At 64.1% G+C, this 20182-nt stretch carries 19 protein-coding genes; 8 read left to right on the forward strand and 11 right to left on the reverse strand.

Annotated elements, in window-relative coordinates; genetic code table 11:
* The first annotated feature begins 179 nt into the window (after positions 1-179).
* A complete protein-coding gene (locus B0G38_RS21770) occupies positions 180-596 on the forward strand; it encodes a YchJ family protein (protein ID WP_268019824.1) in 417 nt (138 codons plus the stop codon).
* Between the two features lie 79 nt (positions 597-675).
* Here the strand turns inward: B0G38_RS21770 and B0G38_RS21775 are convergent, their stop codons facing one another.
* Positions 676-4032 (reverse strand): DEAD/DEAH box helicase, encoded by a 3357-nt coding sequence (locus B0G38_RS21775; RefSeq protein ID WP_264671402.1) that lies wholly within the window; start codon positions 4030-4032, stop codon positions 676-678.
* Positions 4033-4353: 321 nt separating this feature from the next.
* Between B0G38_RS21775 and B0G38_RS21780 the strand changes: the two genes are divergently transcribed.
* Positions 4354-4788 (forward strand): hypothetical protein, encoded by a 435-nt coding sequence (locus B0G38_RS21780; RefSeq protein ID WP_264671403.1) that lies wholly within the window; start codon positions 4354-4356, stop codon positions 4786-4788.
* A 96-nt stretch (positions 4789-4884) separates the two neighbouring features.
* On the opposite strand, the gene B0G38_RS21785 is transcribed toward B0G38_RS21780, so the two are convergent.
* The 4 genes from B0G38_RS21785 to B0G38_RS21800 all read right to left on the reverse strand — a co-directional run bounded on the left by B0G38_RS21785 (position 4885) and on the right by B0G38_RS21800 (position 10338).
* On the reverse strand, positions 4885-6726 hold the full coding sequence (locus B0G38_RS21785; RefSeq protein WP_264671427.1) for an IucA/IucC family protein: 1842 nt from the start codon (positions 6724-6726) through the stop codon (positions 4885-4887).
* Between the two features lie 107 nt (positions 6727-6833).
* The gene (locus tag B0G38_RS21790; RefSeq protein ID WP_264671404.1) at positions 6834-7367 is read right to left on the reverse strand and encodes a GNAT family N-acetyltransferase; all 534 of its coding nucleotides are present in this window, start codon (positions 7365-7367) and stop codon (positions 6834-6836) included.
* A complete protein-coding gene (locus B0G38_RS21795) occupies positions 7364-8767 on the reverse strand; it encodes a lysine N(6)-hydroxylase/L-ornithine N(5)-oxygenase family protein (RefSeq protein WP_264671405.1) in 1404 nt (467 codons plus the stop codon). The genes B0G38_RS21790 and B0G38_RS21795 overlap by 4 nt, the downstream gene beginning before the upstream one ends.
* Positions 8764-10338 (reverse strand): pyridoxal phosphate-dependent decarboxylase family protein, encoded by a 1575-nt coding sequence (locus B0G38_RS21800; protein WP_264671406.1) that lies wholly within the window; start codon positions 10336-10338, stop codon positions 8764-8766. Before B0G38_RS21800 ends, B0G38_RS21795 begins: the two co-directional genes overlap by 4 nt.
* A gap of 421 nt (positions 10339-10759) precedes the next feature.
* On the opposite strand from B0G38_RS21800, the gene B0G38_RS21805 reads away from it, so the two are divergent.
* Positions 10760-12070 carry an Nramp family divalent metal transporter gene (locus tag B0G38_RS21805; protein ID WP_264671407.1) on the forward strand — a complete coding sequence of 437 codons (1311 nt, stop codon included), beginning with the start codon at positions 10760-10762 and terminating at the stop codon, positions 12068-12070.
* Between the two features lie 77 nt (positions 12071-12147).
* Here the strand turns inward: B0G38_RS21805 and B0G38_RS21810 are convergent, their stop codons facing one another.
* Both B0G38_RS21810 and B0G38_RS21815 read right to left on the reverse strand, forming a co-directional pair.
* Complete coding sequence (locus B0G38_RS21810) at positions 12148-12333, reverse strand: FitA-like ribbon-helix-helix domain-containing protein (RefSeq protein ID WP_139006108.1); 186 nt, start codon at positions 12331-12333, stop codon at positions 12148-12150.
* Between the two features lie 67 nt (positions 12334-12400).
* Positions 12401-13648 (reverse strand): NAD(P)/FAD-dependent oxidoreductase, encoded by a 1248-nt coding sequence (locus tag B0G38_RS21815; protein ID WP_264671408.1) that lies wholly within the window; start codon positions 13646-13648, stop codon positions 12401-12403.
* 172 nt (positions 13649-13820) lie between these two features.
* Here B0G38_RS21815 and B0G38_RS21820 point away from each other — a divergent pair, with 172 nt between their 5' ends.
* Both B0G38_RS21820 and B0G38_RS21825 read left to right on the forward strand, forming a co-directional pair.
* Positions 13821-14279, forward strand: coding sequence for an Lrp/AsnC family transcriptional regulator (locus B0G38_RS21820; RefSeq protein ID WP_264671409.1), 459 nt, complete (start codon positions 13821-13823; stop codon positions 14277-14279).
* 128 nt (positions 14280-14407) lie between these two features.
* Positions 14408-15133, forward strand: a complete 726-nt coding sequence (locus B0G38_RS21825; RefSeq protein ID WP_319801279.1) for an NADPH-dependent FMN reductase — start codon at positions 14408-14410, stop codon at positions 15131-15133.
* A gap of 185 nt (positions 15134-15318) precedes the next feature.
* On the opposite strand, the gene B0G38_RS21830 is transcribed toward B0G38_RS21825, so the two are convergent.
* A complete protein-coding gene (locus B0G38_RS21830; RefSeq protein WP_264671410.1) occupies positions 15319-16113 on the reverse strand; it encodes a SurA N-terminal domain-containing protein in 795 nt (264 codons plus the stop codon).
* Positions 16114-16383: 270 nt separating this feature from the next.
* Between B0G38_RS21830 and B0G38_RS21835 the strand changes: the two genes are divergently transcribed.
* Positions 16384-16554 carry a hypothetical protein gene (locus B0G38_RS21835; protein WP_264671411.1) on the forward strand — a complete coding sequence of 57 codons (171 nt, stop codon included), beginning with the start codon at positions 16384-16386 and terminating at the stop codon, positions 16552-16554.
* A gap of 71 nt (positions 16555-16625) precedes the next feature.
* Here B0G38_RS21835 and B0G38_RS21840 read toward each other — a convergent pair whose 3' ends face one another.
* The gene (locus B0G38_RS21840) at positions 16626-17042 is read right to left on the reverse strand and encodes a DUF4383 domain-containing protein (RefSeq protein WP_319801280.1); all 417 of its coding nucleotides are present in this window, start codon (positions 17040-17042) and stop codon (positions 16626-16628) included.
* Between the two features lie 345 nt (positions 17043-17387).
* On the opposite strand from B0G38_RS21840, the gene B0G38_RS21845 reads away from it, so the two are divergent.
* Entirely contained in the window at positions 17388-17621 is a 234-nt protein-coding gene (locus B0G38_RS21845; protein ID WP_264671413.1) for a hypothetical protein, read from the forward strand.
* Positions 17622-17693: 72 nt separating this feature from the next.
* Here B0G38_RS21845 and B0G38_RS21850 read toward each other — a convergent pair whose 3' ends face one another.
* The gene (locus B0G38_RS21850; RefSeq protein WP_264671414.1) at positions 17694-18371 is read right to left on the reverse strand and encodes a GOLPH3/VPS74 family protein; all 678 of its coding nucleotides are present in this window, start codon (positions 18369-18371) and stop codon (positions 17694-17696) included.
* 108 nt (positions 18372-18479) lie between these two features.
* Here B0G38_RS21850 and B0G38_RS21855 point away from each other — a divergent pair, with 108 nt between their 5' ends.
* Positions 18480-19544: an App1 family protein gene (locus B0G38_RS21855; RefSeq protein WP_264671415.1), complete on the forward strand. Its 1065-nt coding sequence runs from the start codon at positions 18480-18482 to the stop codon at positions 19542-19544.
* Between the two features lie 60 nt (positions 19545-19604).
* Here the strand turns inward: B0G38_RS21855 and B0G38_RS21860 are convergent, their stop codons facing one another.
* A complete protein-coding gene (locus B0G38_RS21860) occupies positions 19605-20147 on the reverse strand; it encodes a CarD family transcriptional regulator (protein WP_264671416.1) in 543 nt (180 codons plus the stop codon).
* Between the last annotated feature and the right edge of the window lie 35 nt (positions 20148-20182).

A 20182-nucleotide genomic window follows, 5' to 3' on the forward strand; every position in this document is an offset into this window, starting at 1 on the left:
GTGATGAATGCGTCGAGAACATCCATCACAGCAGGGCTACGGGCCCTTCACATAACTGGGCCCGTACCCGTTTTCACCACCAACCACGGAGAGCCCTCAAACCCAAAAAACCACCACCACCGGAACCCGAAAAAGAACCACCATTCTGACCAGCGGTGAAGCGGCGGGATAATGGGCGGGTGAAATCTACCGCCTCGTCGATCGACGATAGCTCAGCCCTTTGCCCCTGCCAAAGCGGGCAGGAGTATGCCGAATGCTGCGGCCGGTTCCATCGAGGTGAAGTCGCGGCGAGCACAGCAGAGGAGCTGATGCGGTCCCGCTATTCAGCTTTCGCCGTCGGGGCGGAGGACTACCTTCTGCAAACCTGGTACGTCGAGACCAGGCCCACCGCAGTGGAACTGGATCCGAAACAGAAATGGACGGGACTAGAGATCCTCGGTACTCGAAAGGGCGGCCCGCAGGACAAAATGGGCACCGTCGAATTTACAGCCCATTTCCGGCAGGGCGGCGCCGACCACGAGCACCACGAGGTCAGCACATTTGTGCGCGACGGCGGCGGCAGTTGGGTCTACCGCGAGGCCTTGTCGCTCGAGTAGGCACTCCAGTGCATTGACGCTCCTCCGGGACGCCGGACCCTCGACGGGAAACCGACGGAGCCTAAGGCTGCCGGAGTGCCTAGCCCTCGAGCAATCCGCGGATATCGTCGGCGGTGAGTTTAGAGGAGAACATGGCATCATCGTCCATCACGGAGGAGAAGAGCTTGGACTTGCCCTCCTTCAGGGCCATGACCTTCTCCTCGATGGTGTTCTTGGCGACCATCCGGTAGACCATCACGTTCTTGGTCTGCCCGATTCGGTGCGTCCGGTCCACAGCCTGGGCCTCGCTGGCAGGGTTCCACCAGGGATCAAGCAGGAAGCAGTAGTCCGCTTCGGTCAGGTTCAGGCCGAAGCCACCGGCCTTGAGGCTGATCAGGAAGACGGGTGCGTGCCCTTCCTTGAACCGGTTGATAACCTCGGCCCGGCGCCTGGTGGAGCCGTCGAGGTAGGTGTACTCGACGCCCTCGACATCCAATCGTTCAGCTGCTTTCTTGAGGAAGCTGGTGAACTGGCTGAAAATCAGTGCCCGGTGGCCTTCCGCCAGCACATCCTCGAGCTGCTCGAAGAGGACATCCAGTTTGCTCGACGGAACGGCGGCGTAGTCATCGTGGATCAGCGAAGCATCCAGGCTGAGCATGCGCAGCAACGTCAGCGATTGGAAGATGGTGAACCGGTTCTTGTCCATGTTGTCCACCAGGCGCATGATCTTCTGCCGCTCGCGCTGCAGGTGGGTGTCGTAAATCTTCCGGTGCTTGGCGCTGAGCTCAACCTCGAGGATCTGCTCCTGCTTTGGCGGCAGGTCCGAAGCGACTGCCTCCTTGGTGCGGCGCATCATCAGGGGCCGGATCCGTCGTCGTAATCTGGCCAGCAGTTCCGTGCTGCCGCTGCGTTCGATGGGCCGCTGGTACGTGTCCGCAAATTTCAGCGCCGAGGGGAACAGCCCCGGGGCCGTAATCGCGAAGATTGACCACAGCTCCATCAGATTGTTTTCCATGGGTGTGCCGGTGACGGCCAGCTTGAACGGTGTCTGCAGGTGGCGGGCGGCCTGGTGTGCCTTGGTGGTGCGGTTCTTCACGAACTGCGCCTCGTCAAGGATCAGCCCGGCCCACTTCTGCTCCTGGTAGTCCTCGGCGTTCAGCCGGAAGATTGTGTAGGAAGTGATAACGACGTCGGCCTCTGCCACCGTCTCGGACAGCGGGCGGCGGGTGCGCGCCTGAGTGTCGGTGATCGAGGTGACGCGCAGGCCGGGAGCGAACCGGCGGGCTTCGGTCACCCAGTTGGGCACTACGGAGGTGGGGGCGACGACGAGGAAGGGGCCGACGTCGTCCGTTGCAGTTTCCTTGGCATGAAGCATCAGGGCCAGAGCCTGCAGCGTCTTGCCCAGACCCATGTCGTCGGCGAGGACTCCGCCCAGACGGTACCGCCACAGGAAGGCCAGCCAGTTGAACCCCTCGGCCTGATACGGGCGTAGTTCCGCGTGCAGCCCGGCAGGCAGGGGAGCGGGCTCCACCTGGTCGAGCTTCAGCAGCCCGCTGACCGATTGCTGCCAGGCCTGCGCTTGCTCCGTGTCTTCGGCGAGCTCCTCGAACTCGGCCCACAGCCCGGCCTGGTACCGGCTGATCTGCAGTTCGCCGCTGCCGCGGTCCTGCAGGGCCATAGCCTCATCCACCAGCTCGCGCAGCTTGTCGAACACCGGCTGTTCCAGCGACAGATAGGTCTTGTCCACCAGCAGGAGCTTTTTCTGCCCCTTGGACAACGCCTTGAAAATGTTGCCGAACGGGATCTGGCGGCCGGCCACCGTCACCATGACACCCAGATCGAACCAGTCGGTCTGCTCGGTTTCCACCGTGCTGATGGTCAGTTCGGGGGTCTCGGTGAGCTCGCGGTAGTCAGGCTGCTCGCCGATGACATCCACGCGCACGCCGTCGATCTTTTCCAGCCTGGGCATGGTCTCCTGGGTGAAATCCACCGCGCCCATGTCCTTGACCGTAGTTTCGGCGGGAATGTGTTCAACATGCAGGACTTTGCGGACGGCAGCCTTCAGTTCGGCTTCGGCTTCCGCGTCCCGGTAGCCGGTTTCCTGCGCGTCTGCTTCGAGCGGCTTGCGGGTGGCCGCCTCGTCCCGGCCGTATTCGAAGGCCCATTCCAGCTTCAGGCTGTTCGCCTTGCCGTAGGTCGCGGTGAGTACCAGCGCCGGCGGCAGGATTTCCGGCAGCTCCACGGAGGCGTCGCTGCTGGTGACGCTGATGGTGCGCTGCAGCCGGGGATAGACCTGTTCGAGGAACTGCGGGACGTCCTGTTCGGGAACAGAGACGGCGGCGGGTCGCTGCAGCAGTTGCTGCTCGCCGCCAGTCAGCTGCTTTTGAGTGGGAGCCAGTGTGATTTGGCGTAGCACGTTGTCGTAGCTGTAGGCTCCGTGGTTGCCGATGGCGCCGGCCATTTCCAGCGGCTGCGGCGTCCCGTCGATGTAGAGCGAGGGCTCCAGGGTCAGGCCGGCCTCGGGAGCCCGGGCGTCCAGGCGGAGCTCGGCGTGCCGGCCGATGATGACCGCGGTGTCCGCCTTGGCGCCGAGCATAGCAATACCCAGGCGCTTGGCCTCGTCAAGCAACTGCCACAGCAACGGGCTGCTGAACTCGTCCAGGTACAGCCAGTCATTGTCTTCGCCGAAGTGCAGCTGGCCGCCGGCGCGGTGGAGCGGCACAAACTGTGAAAACCAGCGGTGCTGCTCCGGATCCAGAGTCATTCCGAAGGTCTTGAAACTGATGGAATTCCAGCGCAGGTTGTTCCTGACCCAGCGATCCTTGTCGTTCCGGACCACCGGACGCACGCCGAGCTGGATCCGGTTGGTGGGAACGCGGCCGCTATGGCTCACGCCCGATCCGGGCCGCCATTGCTGGTGCGCCTGCAAGGTCTGGTCCCGCACTTCGAACTGCAGTCCCAACGGCATGACGCGGCTGCGCGTCTTGCCTCCGATGCTGCTGGCAGCGCGCTTCGGAGCGGACTGCGGTCCTGTTGCCAGCAACGTGTCCAGCGCCTGCTGCCACTGCGGCACGGCCGGAGAAGCGGAGGCGCCATAACCGGCAAATGGAGCGGGTCCGGCGGGCAGCTTGAATTCCTCGGCTGCGCGCAGGTGCATCAGATTGCCGTACAGCAAGGTGGCTGCCACGTGTTTGCAGTCGTAACCCACGGGGCAGCTGCAGGAATTATCGAGCAGGCTGTAACCGGCGTCGTGCTTCTTCTTGAGCTGGACCCGGCAGCGGTACGGCACTGCGGCAGTGCCGTTGACGCGGCTCTGCAGCACGCCGGTGTCCGGGTCCCACGTCAGGTCCTCGACGGCGTTGCCTGAGGAGTAAGCCTTGCCGCGGGCGAAGGCGGCACCACCGACATGGCGGATGATCTCGCCGGCATCCACCTGCGGAAAAGAAAGTTGGGGCACGTCTTCCATCTTGTCACGCACCGCCGACAGGCTGCGCCGGGTTCGCGCTGGGCTCACAGCCGCGGTGGCGGCACACCTATTTGCTGGCGCTGCCGCCGCCTTCGCCATCGCTGCTGCTGTCCGGCTCGAGTTCCGTTCCCGCGGCAACCAACGGTTCGCCGGGACCTGGCTGCCGAACGGGACCGAGGGTTTGGACCGTGCCGTGCGAACGACGGCGGAGCCTTACCTTTGGCGGCAAGCACTGTTAGCGTGGAAATCACCGGCCGCGGGCACTGCAATGCAGCCTGGGAACGCCGCCTGAGGATGAGAAGGAGAAGGCCAATGAGCACTGACGCCAGCAATCCGCAAGAGGATCCGACGACCGAGCCGGAGGGGACTATCCCCAACACGAAGGACGGCGTGGGCATGGGCGCCGGCGGAGAGGAAAGCACCTTCGAACCGGAAGAAACCCCGGAGGCCACTCCCGCGGACACCGGGCATTCGGACAGCGGTTCTGCCGGCAGCGGTTCGGGCAGCAGCAGTTCTTCCGAGAGTGGATCCGACGACCTGAACGACGGACGGCCCGCCCCGGTGGCCCACGAGGAACGTTCGCCGGACGTCGGCGCACCCCAGCAGGCCTCCGCCGAGGATGCATCGGCCGATCCGGAATCCATCGAGATTCCGGTGGCGGGCGAACCCACGGGACCGGCGGCGGAAAAGGACCGGCAGGAGCCGGACGACCGCGGGCTGACTACGGATACTTCTTCCAGCGAGTAACGGGCAACCAGCAGCAGAGCGGGACAAACTAGCCATACAGCGCAGTAGCCGTCCGTCCGGGTAAAGCCCGGAGGGACGGCTGATGCTTGCCCGCGGCTACGGCCGGAAACGTGCCAGCGGATTGGCCAGCGTTCCCTGCAACTGGAGGCTGCCGGAGGGGTCGGCCAGGTCGAGCATCTGCTGGTTGTTGCGTAGCTGCAGCCGGTTCAGGCAGGACAGCGTGAACTCCGGCGCGAAGAGGTCGTGCCGGGCGAAGGCGTCCGCGAGTTCGGGATGCTGTTCCTGGTATTCCCTCACGACGGCGGCGACAGTGTGCCAGAACTGAAGCTGGTCCAGTTCGCCGTGCTCATGAAGTATCGCGGCGAGGAAGCGGAAGAAGCAGTCGAAGACGTCGGTAAAAATGGAGAGTACCTTGTCCTGCTCCGGCACCTCGACCCGAATGCGCGAGGCTTCGGCCGGCACCTGAACCGTGTCGCCCAGCAGCACGATCTCTTCGCCAATATCCTTCATGACGGCGCGCACCGGGACGCCGTCCTGCAGCACCAGGATCAGGTTTTCGCCGTGCGGCATAAAGACCAGTTGGTAGCGGTAAAAGCAGTGCAGGACCGGAACCAGGTAGGCCCGTAGGTAGCGGGTCAGCCAGGCTGTGGCAGACAAACCCGAGCGGCGGATCAAGGCGGCGGCCATCGGCTGCCCGTCCGCATCCAGGTGCAGCAGCGAGGCCATGGTGGCCAGCTGTTCTCCCGGTGCCAGCGAGGGCATCGGGCTCTCCCGCCACAGCGCCGAGAGCATCTTGCGGTGCCCGGAGCCGGCCGGGGAGCCGGCCTCGAAATAGCGGTTGCGGTACCCGATGGCAGCGGTTTCGCGCAGGATGCTGAAGCCATGGTCCTGCAAGGTGCTGTCGGCCTGGACCAGGCGATAGGCCCAGTCATTGATGGCCGGCGTACTTTCCATATAGTCGGGTGAGAGCCCGCGCATAAAGCCCATGTTCAGGACCGACAACGCCGTCTTCACGTAGCACTTGGAGCCGTCAGTCCGGTTGAAGAACGTGCGGATCGACTGCTGCGCCTGATAGAGGTCCTCGCCCGATCCCAGGTAGACGATGCGCTGCCGCGCGATCTCGGCGGCGAAGGTGACTGTCAGCTTGTTCTCCCACTGCCAGGGGTGGACGGGCATCAGCAGGTAGTCCTCTGCCAACAGGCCACGGGATGTCAGCTCGGCGTCGCAGACGGCCAGGGCCGCTGCACCAAGTTCGGCCTCCATGTGCTCCCGGTAGCCCAGCCCGTCGACCGCGTGGAACGCCGCATGGTTCCGGTGCACGGCAATCCACACCAGCCTCACGCCGCCGCCGGTCTCGGGGGCGTAGGCGAGATAGTCATGGAGGCCGAAACCGAGCCGGCCGTTGTTTGCGACGAAACAGGGATGCCCCTCGGACATGGACCGCTCGATGGTCTGGAAGTCCGCGGCGGGATCTGCCCCGTGCGTGACGCCCTGGGCCAGCGCCCTGGAACTTGGGGCGGCCGGATCGTCAGCAGGATCCGCGGCCGGGCCGGAATTCTTGTAGGCGTGTCCGGACAGCGTGCTGCTGATCTCCTCCAGATAGACCGGGAGCATGGCCTCGTTGATGCCGAGTGTCCCGCGGAACTCGGTGATGAAATCGAGGGCATCGAGGGGCCGCTCGGCTCCGTTGATCACGCGGTGAATGCTGGCAGCGGGGATCAGCCAATGGTCAAGCTCCAGCAGCTCGGCGGCGAAGTGGTACTGCACCCGGCCGTCGTCGGAGACCAGCCGGTAGGCGCCGCCGCCGCGGGGCTCGGGCGTGAAGATCCGCTCGTGGGAGAACTCGGCCAGGGCCTTGCTGACCAGATGGCGGTTCGCTTCGGCCCAGCGCGCAGGCGTCAGATGGACAGGCTCGGCGGTAGCCGTCCCGGGAGCCATCGCATGCTGCCAGGCACCGGTCTGGAAAGTGGCGCCAGGAGCCGGGGCGCGGTGTGTTGCGGCGTCGTTGGTTGGTAGGGGAGCGTGGCGGGAATCGGCTGCGGTAGTCATGATCGGACTCCTTCGATGGCTTGGCTGAATTGTTCGCGGGTGCAGAAACTGAGCAGGGCGTCCTTGTCAGGCAGGGTGAGGACCCGGTCCTGCCGGAAACCCATTCGGGCGTTGAGGGCGAGGATCTTGGCGTTGCGCACGTCCGGCTCGACCACCACCCGTGCGGTTCCGGGCCGGTCGAAGAGGAACTGCATAACGCTGCGGAAGACGGCTGCGGTGTAGCCGGTGCGCGGAACCTCCGGCGGTCCGACCAGCAGATGCATGCCAACGTCGCCCGGCAGCATGACGTAGCAGCCCGCCAGTGGTGAGTGCCGCGGTTCGTAGCATTCGAGCAGGAAGGCGGGGACACCGCCGTCGTACCCTAGCCACGCCTCGTGGTGCGGATCGGCAGCAATCTTAGTGTGCTCGTCGGCGACGTCGCTGACCGTGGCGTCCAGCATGTCCCAGAAGCGTGCGTATTCCTGCGTGACCCAGCTGTGCAGGAGGGGTGCGTGCAGGACGGGATCAATGGGCTCAAAGGTGAAGTTCACAGCGCCGCCTCGGCTGCCATTGGTGTGGCCAAGGCGGTGGCCAGGGTAGCAGCCGGGGCTGAGGTCTCCGCGGGTGCTGCGCCTGGCTGAACGCCGGACGCAGCCGCCGGGGGAACGCCGAACTCCTGGAACGCGATGCGCCGCTCCACCGGGTAGTACTCCCAGCCGAGCATCTCGCGGATGATGCAGGAATTGCGGTACGCGGCCATGCCCAGGTCCGGCGTGACGAAGCCGTGCGTGTGCAGTTCCGCGTTCTGCACGAAAATCTCGCCGGGTTCGACGCCGATGCCGTAGCCGCGGTCCACGTCGAACCGGCCCTGTCCGTCCCGCCGGATCCGCTGCTCGATCCCGGCGAGGAAATCCGGCTCCCGATAGGTATAGCCGGTGCCAAGAACGACGGCGGCGCTCGCCACCGTGAATCTCCGCCCCTGTTCGAGGTGGTGCAGTTCCAGCGTGTGGAGTCCGGTTGCCGGGTTGTACTCGGCGGCTTCCAGCGCGGAGTTGGTCAGCAGCCGGGTGGGCACGGGACCGGCCAGGCTCTTGGTGTAGAGGAGGTCGTAGATGTCGTTGACCAGGGCGCCGTCGATGCCCTTGTACAGATTGTGCTGGCTGGCATTGAGGCCATGCCTGGTTTCCGGCGGCAGGGCGTGGAAGTAATCCACGTAGTCCGGCGACGTCATTTCCAACGTCAGCTTGGTGTATTCGAGCGGGAAGAACCGGCCCGAACGGGTGACCCAGTTCAGCTCGTATCCGCAGGTATCGATGTCCTGCAGCAGGTCGTAATACAGCTCGGCGGCGCTCTGGCCGCTGCCGACAATCGTGATGCTGGCGCTGTCCTGCAACTCGCGTTTCCGCTCCACATACTGCGAATTGTGCAGCGCGGTTCCGCCGGCATCAAGGATGCCCCGGCAGGAGTCGGGGACCAACGGCTCCGTCCCGGTTCCCAGCACCAGCCGGCGGGCGCGGCTGACGGCTTCACAGCCACTGCGGGCGTTGCGCGCGCGGACCTCGTAAACGCCGTCGTCATACCCGACGTGGACCACGCGCTCGCCGAACCGGACGTTGGGCAGCTTGGCCGCCACCCATTGGCAGTACTGGTTGAATTCCGCGCGGAGGGGGTAGAAATTCTCGCGTATGTAGAACGGATACAGCCGGCCGGTGTCCTTCAGGTAATTCAGGAAGGAGTACGACGACGTGGGGTCGGCGAGGGTGACCAGGTCGGCCAGGAACGGTACCTGCAGGTGGGCATCCTGGAGCAGCATGCCGGGATGCCAGTCAAAGCCGGGGCGGGCGTCGAGGAACAGGCCGTCGAGCTCGGGGATCGGTTCGGTCAGTGCGGCCAGGCCCAGGTTGAAGGGGCCGACGCCGATGGCAATGAAGTCGTGGATTTTGGTGTTCATGCACGCTCTCCCGCCAGGTAGCCGGCGCCGATGCTACGGACCAGGGCGAGGATCTCCTGCAGGTCTTCCAGCGTGGTCTCCGCGTTGAGGAGGGTGAACTTCAGGTAGTGCCGGCCCTGGACTTTGGTCCCGGCGATGACCGCCTTGCCCGAAGCGAAGACGGCCTGGCGGATGTGGAGGTTCAGCGCATCAGCCGTTTCGCCGTCGAGGCCGTCGGTGCCGCCGAGGTTGCCCTGGCTGTCCGGAGCCTGCGGCAGGTAGCGGAAGACCAAGGTGCTCAGCTGGGCCGGCGCGGCGAGCTCGAAGTCCGGGTCATGCGCCAGCAGTTCGCCGGCCTGCCGGGCCAGGTCGATCGACTCATCCAGCAGGGCGCCGATACCGTCCGGTCCCATGATGCGCAGGGTCAGCCAGAGCTTGAGGGCATCGAAGCGGCGGGTGGTCTGGATGCTCTTGTCCACTTGGTTGAGGGAAACCGTGCCTGCCGTGCTTTGCGGGTTCAGGTAATCCGCGTAGTAGGCCACATGCCCCATCATGGCCCCGTCGCGCAGAAGGATGGCACTGGAGCTGACCGGCTGAAAGAACGTCTTGTGGTAATCCACCGTGACCGAGTCCGCGGCGCCGACGCCGTCCAGCAGGTGCTTGTACCGCAGCGAGGTGATGAGTCCGCCGCCATAGGCCGCGTCGACATGGAGCCACGCGCCGAACTCCTCGGCCAGCGTGGACAAGGCTGCGAGCGGATCGATACTGCCGAAGTCTGTGGTGCCTGCTGTCGCCACGATGGCCAGCGGGAACTCGCCCCGGGCACGGCTGGCGACAAGGGCCTCTCGCAGGGCAGCCGGGTCCATCCGTTGGCGAGCGTCGCACCCAACTTGGATGACGCCGTCGTAACCCAGGCCCAGGAGCGAGGCGGACTTTTCGATACTGAAATGGCTGGCCTCGGAGGCGAAAATCCGCAGCCGGTCCAGCAGCCCGGGCAGGCGTTCCGAGGCAAAGGCGGGATTCTGTCGAAGCTTGCTGACCGCATGGTTGCGGGCAATCAGCAGGGCCTGCAGGTTGGACTGGGTGCCGCCGCTGGTGAACACGCCGTCCGCCGAAGGCCCTAGACCCAGCCGGCCGGCCGTCCAGTCGATCAGCCGGCGTTCCATCAGCGTGGCGCCGGCGCTCTGGTCCCAGGTGTCCAGCGAGGAGTTCACCGCCGAGAGGACGGCCTCGCCCACGAGCGCGGGGATGACCACCGGGCAGTTCAGGTGGGCCGCGTACTTGCTGTCGTGGAAGTAGACGGCGTCGCGAAGGTAGAGGGCTTCGAGCTCTTCCAGCGCAGCGGCAGTGTCGGCCAGCGGGGCTTCCAGGTCGACGGCTTCCACCGCGGGAGCCAGCTGTGCCGGGGCGATCCCGGTGAATGGCCTGTCGACGCGGGAGACTTTGGTGGCGACGAGATTGACGGCCTGCAGCACGTCGGCCACATAGCGCGGGGAATTGCGGGCGTTGAAGAGCTGGTTACTGGCGCCGAGGGCCAGTTCAATCCGCGCGCCGAAGTCGGCCCGCTCTTCCGTTTGGGGCAGCAAAGTCATCAGCAGACTCCCTGAGGTAGCCGGAGAAAGGAACATAGGCAACCTTTACTTAGGCTTACCTTTGCGTCAAACTCTTGTGCCCTAATTGGTTGAGGGTTAGGAAATCTTGCGACTTAAACGTGGAATCTCCGCCGTACCTCTTCCCCACGGCCCCCATCGTGTGGAAAATTCGCGCACGCAACATACGCGTACCGCCGACGGACCGGAATCCGCTGGTCGGCGCACGCAACATACGCGTACCGCCGACGGACCGGAATCCGCTGGTCGACAAAATCGCCCCGCCCATCGCTCCAGCTATCGAGTTGACTACGTATTACTGACTGTCCGGTCGGAAGTTGTGAAACAATACACGGGTTCCCGTGATGGCCGGCATACCGCCAAGGACCCGGGACGAAACTCCCCAAGGATAGGAAAATGGCTGATGTCAGCTGACAACAACACGCCAACCGGAGCGGTGAACCACGCCGACCGGATTGACGACGACGGCGGCAAGCCCGCCAAATGGAAAATTGTTGGCCCCGGACTCGTCGTTGCGGCGACCGGCGTCGGTGCCGCGGACATGGTGGCCACCCTGGTGGCCGGCTCGCAGTTCGGATACCAGCTCTTCTGGGCCGTGATCGTCGGTGTCATCCTGAAGATCGTCCTGGTTGAAGGCGCTGGCCGTTACACCCTGGCGACCGGCAAGACCATCTTCGAAGGCTGGCGCACCCTCGGCCGCTGGACCACCTGGTACTTCGGTCCGTACATCATCATTTGGGGCTTCGTCTACGGTGCAACCGCGATGTCCTCGGCGGCCCTGCCGCTGGCCGCCTTGTTCCCGGTGTTCCCGCTATGGGTCTGGGCGATCATGATGGGCCTGGCCGGTTTCGCCATGGTCTGGTTCGGCAAGTACGCTACCTTCGAGAAAATCACGGCGGTCCTCGTCGGCATCATGTTTGTGACCGTTGTGGGGCTGGCAGTCATTGCGGTTCCCAACATCCCCGAAATGCTCACGGGCCTGATCCCCTCGATCCCGGCCGAAGGCGGACTCCTGTCCACGCTGGCCCTCGCCGGCGGCGTCGGCGGCACCATCACCCTGGCAGCCTACGGCTACTGGCTGCGTGAAAAGGGCTGGTACACACCCAAGTGGATGCGCGTCATGCGGATCGACAACTCGGTTGCGTACATCATGACCGGCGTCTTCGTCCTGGCCATGCTTATTGTCGGTGCGGAGGTTGTCCGCTCCGCCGGAGTTTCCATCAGCGGTGGCGACGAAGGCCTGCTGGAATTGGCCGGTGTCCTCAATGAACGCTACGGCGACGTCGTCGGCACCGGTTTCCTGGTCGGTTTCTGGGCCGCATCGTTCTCGTCGATTATCGGCGTCTGGAACGGTGTGTCGCTGATGTTCGCCGACTTCTGGGGCCACATGCGCAAGAAGGAATCCGGTCACCCGGACACCCGCGTGGGCGGCAAGTACTTCAAGTTCTACGTGCTCTGGCTGACGTTCCCGCCGATGCTGCTGTTCATCCTGGGCAAGCCGATCGGCCTGATCCTGGCTTACGGCGTACTCGGCTCGCTGTTCATGCCGTTCCTGGCCCTGACCCTGCTCGGCCTGCTCAACGGCAAGCGCGTGCCCAAGGAATGGGCCAACAAGCTGCACACCAACATTGCCCTGGGCATCTGCGCCCTGCTGTTCGGCATCCTCGGTGTTCAGCAGCTGGTCAAGGCCATCGCACCGATCTTCGGCGGCTGACCCAGCGGGTAAAAGTATTGCCCAGCAAAAAAACTCTGCCCTGCCGCAACTTCAATGTGCGGCAGGACGTAGTTCTTTCAAGGGGCCGGCTGGTCATGGGTGACAATCGAGGCGAGAAACTCGTCCGCTTCGGTCAGGCCACGGGCGGCCTGCTCAAGAATGGCACGCGCCTCGGTCTCCAGTGTGCGGCCGTGGCAAGCGGCCAGCACACGGAGGCCTTCGATGGTGCGCGCATTCAGGTTGGGAATGCTCAGTGTCTCCATGACGCCACCTTCCGTGTGACATCAATGCTAGACCCGGCCTTTCGTGCTGTCACCGGACCGGATGTTGTTACCGGAGGGGGTCGAAGGGGCGGATCTCGTCCGGAACGTGCCCGGTGGCGATCTGCTCGGCCAGCAGCTTGCCGGTTGCCGGACCCAGGACGATGCCCCACATGCCGTGGCCGCCAGCCACGTAAACCCCGGGGGAGCGGGTCGCGCCTACCACCGGCAGTCCGTCCGGCGTGACCGGACGTGCGCCCACCCAAATGTCCTCGAGGTTCTCCAGATCCATGTTGGTAAACAACGGCCGTACCGAGGCGAGGATGGCGTCAATGCGTCCGGTCTGCAACGGCTCGTCCGGACCGCGGAACTCCATCGTGCCGGCGATGCGCAGCCGGCCCTGGTACGGCGTGCAGGCCACGCGGCGGGCCGGGAAGTAGATGGGGAACTCGGCGGGATCGTCGGTGGCCACACTGAAGGAGTAACCGCGGCCGGCCTGGATCTGCGTCTTCACCCCGAGCGGCTTGGCCAGCTTCGGCAGCCAGGCACCGGTAGCCAGCACCACGACGTCGGCGTTCACCGGGTCCTGCCCGTAGCTGTCCACGGAGATTCCCTGCGGGCCGTGGCGCAGCGAGTGCACCTCGCCGCCGGTCACGATCCTGCCGCCGCGGGCCTGAACTGCGTCGGCGAGTGCCTGCACAAACGGCCCGGGTTCGATGAAGCGCTGGTCTTCCATTTCATAAACCGTGGAGACTCCGGCGGACAGTTGGGGTACCTTCACCTGCGGATTGTCCAGGCGCTTGAGCGGCACGCGCTGGCCGGCCTTCTCCACCTGCTGGATCTCGTGGATGAACGGGCCGCTTTCCTTCTCCTGCTCGAAGCCGATGACAAAGGGGCCCTTCCGTGTCCATGCGTCCACGCCGTTCGACGTCAGCTCGTCGAAGGAATCCAACGCCATGCGGTCGATCGGGGTCAGTGCGGCCATCGTCTTGTTCCACGCCTTCGCCGTGGCGTGCAGGCCGAAACGTGCCAGGAACGCCCAAAGCTTCGGATCCAGCCGGGCCGGAATGTGCAGCGGCGCGGTGGAATCGAGAAGCGCCTTCGGGGCGTAGGACCACAAGGTCGGATCGGACAGTGGCATGGCCATGCCCGGCGTCAGCCATCCGGCGTTGCCCCATGAGGCGCCGGCCGCTACACCGGAGCGGTCGAGAATTGTCACCTCGATTCCGCGTTCCTGCAGGTGCCAAGCCGTAGCCAGGCCAACCATTCCAGCACCGACAACGACGGCGGTGCGCGGCGACTGTGCGCGTGAGTACACTTTGCTCTCCCTAACCTATGACTCATGCCACATGGCATTTACTCCAGTGTGAACAATCTAAAAACAAGACGCAATTGATTCGACAATGATTCTAGGCGAAGCTGGATTTATGCCGAGTGATTCAACAAAATCCGGAAGTTACACGCGCCGGCCGAATAACGTTCGACACCCCGTGCTGGACGAAACAGACCGCATCATCGTGCAGCTGCTGCAGGCCGATGCGCGCACCCCCAACAACGCCATTGCTGCTGCTGCCGGCATCGCGCCATCCACCTGCCACGGCCGGATCCGCTCACTTCAGGAGCGGGGCATCATCCGCGGCTTCCATGCCGACGTGGACCCCGCTGCCGTGGGGCGAGGCCTGCAAGCGCTGATCTCCATTCGGCTGCAGGCCGATGCGCGGTCCAACCTGACCAGGTTTGAAAAATACCTGGCCGGCTTGTCCGCCGTCGAGAGCATCTTCTTTGTCACCGGGGACCGGGACTTCATGATCCATGTCGCGGTAGCCGACTCCGAGGCGCTGCGGGAGCTCGTGGCCAACAACCTGAGCCTCAGGCCCGAAGTTGCCGGCACCAATACGACGGTGATCTTCGAATACGTCCGTCCGCCCGGCAGCTCGCTCGCACCCTGACCAGGCCAGCTCTCGCCGCCAGCCAGCCGACGCGCTGCCTCACCTTCGGCTTTCCACAGTCTTGTTGACACGTCAATGAACTTGCCTCTAGGATAGTTGAAGAATCAACCAACCGACAGAAGGTAATCATGTCCTGGTTTAAGAACCTTTTCCGCTCGTCCAACGGCCGTCGCTCCGCCGAAACCCCTGTTGAGCAGACTCCCGCCCCTGAGGCAGTGGAGGTTGCCGCTCCGGCTCCGGTAGTCGAGGCTGCTCCTGCCGAGCGCGCCGCCGGCCTGCCGAGGATCGCCGTCGTCACCGGAAGCACCCGCCCGGGCCGGGTGAACGGCTCGGTGGCCGAGTGGGTACTGGCGCAGACCGCGGGCCGCACCGATGCCGAATTCGAACTGGTGGACATCGCGAATTTCAATCTGCCGCTGCTGGATGAGCCGGCCCCGGCTATGTACCAGAGCTACCAGAACGAGCACACCAAGGCCTGGTCCGCGAAGGTCGCCGGGTTTGACGGATTCATCTTCGTAGCCAGCGAATACAACCACACCGTCGGGCCGGCGCTGACCAACGCCCTGTCTTTCCTGAATGTGGAATTCAACAACAAGGCAGCCGGCATTGTGTCCTACGGTTCCATGGGCGGCGTCCGCTCCGCCGAGCACCTGCGCAACGTGCTCGCCGAACTGCAGATCGCCGTGGTCCGCAACCAGGTGATGTTCTCGCTCTTCACCGACTTCGAGAACTTCGCCGACTTCAAGCCGACCGAACAGAACGCCGGCACACTGACCCCCATGGTCGACCAACTGGTCCCGTGGGCCAAGGGCTTCACCACCATCCGCAGCGAACTGCTGGCCGTCAGCGCCTGACCAAGGCCTAGCCGAGCAGAAACAGCTCCGCCCTGCAGCGCTTGTGAAGCGCGGCAGGGCGGAGCTGTTTAATGCACGACGGCGGGACCAGACTCGGGTGATTCCCCGTCAGGGCCGTGCAGCGAGGATTTCGGATACCGACAGGGTGATTGCCGGCGCGGCCGGCAGCCAGCCCCGCACTGGGGCTACAGGTGGATCTTTACGTCCGCATCCGCGCGCAGGTCCTTGACCAATGCCTGCGCTGCTTCGCCCTGCTTCTGGCCGTTCAACTGCTCTTCGAGGGCCGGCTTGGCTTCCTCAAAGGACGGCAGCTCCCCGGCCTCGCCGCCCTGCTGCTTCATTTGTTCCTGCTGGGCCTTGGCCTGGTCGTAGGCCTTCTTCAACTCGTCTTCCGTGGGCGTGGTGTCCCCGGATTCTTCGGCAATGAGCGCTTCCACTCTTACCTGCTTCTCGATTTCGGACATGACTGTTTTCTCGTCCATGCCCTGGTCCTTCATGGCAGCCAGGAACTCGTCCTTGCTCTTGAGCTGGCTCGATTTCACCAGCTTGTCCAGAGTGGAATCCACTTCTTTCTTGGGTGCCTCGAGGCCGCGGTTGTCTGCTTCCTGCGTGAGCAAGAGCGAACTGATCATGCCTTCGACCGTCTGGTCTTTGAGCTGGTCCTGGTCAGGCTTCTGCCCGCTCATTTGCGACTGCATGGCAACTTGCTGGAACTGGCCTTCATAGGCGGCCACAAAGTCCTTCTTGGCGATCTTTTCGCCGTTGACTTCCGCCACCACGTCAGGAACGCCCTTGGTATCCGGCTTGGGCATTTCCTGTGCCTCCGGATTCGCGCCTTCGGAGGCCGCGCCGCTGGGGGGCGGTGCTTCCTGCTGGGTGCTCGCGCTGTTCCCGCCTTCTCCGGCCGGGGCGCTGCATGCGGTAACGGCGGAAATAGAGCCCGCCACGGCCAGGGCCAAAAGCCACTTCTTGCTGCTCATAAAGTCCTTTCCAATCAACTTAACCACCGACGCTAACAGGCCCGGGCAAATCCATCTCCCAGCCGGCATTCAGGAACGGCCGGAGAGGCCAAGTGTGGGCGAGCTATAAAATCCCTACCGCCCGGAGCCGTGCATGCCGCACAGCGCCCGCCCTGCACGCCCTTATTTTTCGGCCGGTACGCTGTTAATGTGGAGGTACCGGCAGCCGTCGGTCATGGCCCGCCGGAATGGATCCAGCCGGAGCCAGGCGCGCGGCACCAGGAGGTAGTCATGGCATCAAAAGAAGAGATCCAGCAGGAATCGGCGGACCGGAAGCACGCTCTGGGCGTAACGGAGCCGGGCAAGACGGACAAAGACAGTGACCAGCCCCTCGACGAGGACCAGCCCCTCGACGAGGACCTGCCCACCGGACATCTGGAGGCCACCCCGGAGACGGACTGAGCCGAAATGAAGCTGCATATGAAGGTGCCCTGTACGTTTCGCGTACAGGGCACCTTTTTTCTGGAAACCGGTCAGGTATTCATCCGTGTGTCGCCACGGTGCCGGACCATATACGCAACCCCCAGTCCCGCCAGAACTACGCCGACAATGAAGTGCAGCCAGTTGGTCGCCACGTTGAAGGACAGGAAATTGGCCGCGGACTCCAGATTGATAATCAGGCCATAAATCCACATGGCCAGGTACAGGGCGCCCGCACCAAGCAGGAAGTCCTTGGCCCCGGCGGCCGTACGGCTCATGGCCCACCCCGCAGCACCGACCACGATATAGACGATGTTCAGCAGCATGGAGATCTGGAATGCGTTGAAGAGCATGGCCTCGGAACCGGCGGCGAATGCCAGCTGGTCATAAGCCATGGTGATGCCTGGAATGAATCCCAGGACGCCGAGAACAATTAGAACAATGCCCGAGCCCATCGCAGCGTTTCGCACATTTCCACGTGAGACATGTGCATGATGCGCAGACGGTGAAGCGGTGGTCATTTCTCCTCCCAAAACTGTGAGTAACAATTTTTCGCCGGGCGCATACCCGGCTGTTGGTAGGGCGTATCTGACGGAGTACCAGCACTTAAATTCTACTGCTGCAGGGGTTCGAAGCATATGGAAAAGTTGCCGCCGGCAATAACGACGGCGGCTGCTCGGCTGCGGTTCCACCGGTCACCGGCGGTGACCAACCACGTTGATACCCATGGCCAACCACATGGGCACTAAGTAGGCTGAGTATTACCAGTGCCGCGGCATCGGGTCCCGGCGCCAACCGCCCGAAAGGGCATGCTCATGGAAACCTGCGATACCTGCGGCAATTCGTACGACAAGACCTTCACCATCACCAAGGGCGACAAGACCGGCACCTATGACAGTTTCGAATGCGCCATCCATGCCCTGGCTCCAACCTGCGAGCACTGCGGCTGCCGCATCCTGGGCCACGGCGTCGAGGCGGATGAGCGGATGTACTGCTGCGCACACTGTGCCAGGGAATCCGGACACCAGGAAGTGGCGGACCGCGCCTGAGGTCAACGCCGGCAGTAGCCAGCTAGGTCTGCCGCTGTTCGGCCCGGCCCGCTGGTTGAAGAAGCCGGCCCGCTAGTTCGATCCGGCTGAGGACACCGCGGTCATGGTGGTTGCGGTGGTGGCAGCCGTGATCGCGGCGGAGATGGCGTCCTTGACCGCCTTGGACGCCCAGTCGCCGTCGGTAATTTCTGTCACCCGTTCCTTGGGGACCGGGCCGAAACGCTTCTCCAGAATCTTCGTGGCATCCGCCAGCGCGATGACACTGGCGCTGAAGCCATCGGGCCGGAGACCGGACAGGACGTTGGCGATGCGTTCGCGCAGCTGCTGCTCCGGGACCGGATCGACTTCCGGGTACTTGACGGTGGGAAAGACCCACAGGATCCTGCCTTCCGCACGGGCCACAATGTTCCGGGCGGCGAGCAGGTCGCCGACCAGCTGCTTGGGGGAGCGGCTGGCGAACTTCGTCACCCAGTGCTCGGTCTTATACGGTCTGCGGGCGGCGGCGATGAGCTGCATGAAGGGCTTGTAAGCGCCTGAACCGTCGACGCCATAACCGGGCGTGGGAACGACCTTCCGGTCCTGGATGGTGATGGCGCCGGCCAGGGCAAGCTCGCTGAGGATTGCCCCGCCGAGCCCGTAGCCAAGCGTTGATCCGTCCAGCATCGCCTTGCCGTCCTCATCGCGCAGGCAAAGCAGCAGGAAGGCTTCGGGAACGCTCAGAGGAGAGGAAGCGACCGGTTCCTGGGGCATAGGGTCAGCTTAGTCGCTGACCCCCGAAATCGGGCGGAAAATCCGCACCTGCCGGCCTGAGGCTGGCAATCTTTCCGCGGGGCGGGACCAGCATGGCAAACTGTGCGTATGTCATCCAGCGTAGAGAACGAGGACATCCAGGAGAAGGCCGCCCATATCGGGATGCGCCTTGAGGATAAGTGGCAGAGCTGGCGTGAGGGCAGGGCCCGGGGGCGTGGCGATAATGTCGCCGTCCTGCCGTTCACCGGCTACGGGACCAATGGCTGGGTCCGCGTGCTGGGGCGCGTGGTGATGGCCAAGGAAGGCGCGTTCGAAAACGGGAAGGTTGCCTCGCAGATTCTGGCGGACGGCATCCGCGGCTGGCGCAACTTCATCAGTCCGCCCGTCGCCAACGCCAAAGTGGTCATCGGCATCAACGGCGAGCAGCATGAAGTCACAGCAGACCGCGGCGGCGTTGTCGATTCGCATGTGCCGGCTGACCTGCCGGAAGGCTGGACCACGGTGACGCTCAGCTGCGAGGGCTCCACCCCGGTGGAGGCAGCGGTCTACATCGTGCCCTCCGACATTAAGTTCGGCATCCTGTCCGACATTGACGATACCGTCATGGTCACGGCGCTGCCGCGGCCGTTCCTCGCAGCGTGGAACACCTTTGTGCTGGACGAGCATGCCCGCAATGCCACCCCGGGCATGGCTGTCATGCTCGAACGTGTCACCCGGGAGCATCCGGGGAGTCCGGTGCTGTACCTCTCCACCGGCGCCTGGAACGTAGCCCAGACGCTCACGCGCTTCCTCTCGCGGAACCTGTACCCGGACGGCGCCCTGTTGCTCACTGACTGGGGGCCGACCCGCGAGCGGTGGTTCCGCAGCGGGATGGAGCACAAGACCAGCCAGCTGATGCGGCTGGCCCGCGAGTTCCCCGACGTGAAGTGGCTGCTCATTGGCGACGACGGGCAGCATGACGAGGCCATCTACGCGGGCTTCGCCCAGCGCTATCCCGAGCATGTTGCCGCGATTGCCATCCGCCAGCTGTCCGTCAGCGAGGCTGTGCTGGCCGGCGGGCGTTCGCAGGCCAAGCCGGCCAACGCCACCCCCGGCATCGATTGGATCTACGCTCCGGACGGTGCCGGGATCGCCGCCCAACTGCACGAGCTCGGGATCATCAACGGCTCCTGAGAATGCAACAGCGGAGCCGGAATCGATCCGGCTCCGCTGGCAGTACTGCTATGTTGCGCGTTAGGCGCTGGCTGCCGCTTTGACGCGCTTCGGCGTCGTCGCTGGTGTTTCTTCGACGTCTTCCGGGCGCAGGACGTCGTCGATGATGGCACCGGCACCGGCCTCGTCCGTGTTTTCGGACAGGGCGAGTTCGGACACCAGGATCCGCCGGGCCTGTTCGAGTTGGCGCTTTTCGCCGGCAGGGGCGACGCCGGACTGCAGGCGGCGGGTCAGATCACGAACAACTTCGCTGATCTTGTAAACGTCCCCGTTGGTGATCTTCTCCTGGTTGGCCTTGAAACGGCGGGACCAGATTTCCTTCTCGGTGGAGACCGGGGTGCGCAGGATGCTGATGACCTTCTGCACGCCCTTCTTGCCGATCGGCTGGCGTGCGCCGAGGTCCTTGGCCTTGGCAGCGGGTACCTCGATCATCAGCCCGTCGTGGTGTACGCGGAACTGCACGTACTTGGTGTCGGACTCGTTAAAGGAGCGGTTGGTAACGCCTGTTACGGTTACTGCGCCGTGCGGCGGGTAGACAAGACTGTCGCCTACGTTAAGCTTCATGAGAATAATGCCCTTTCATGCCATTATGGCAGATA

This window comes from Crystallibacter permensis (genome assembly GCF_025960875.1).
In the GTDB taxonomy this organism is placed as follows: Bacteria; Actinomycetota; Actinomycetes; order Actinomycetales; family Micrococcaceae; genus Crystallibacter; species Crystallibacter permensis.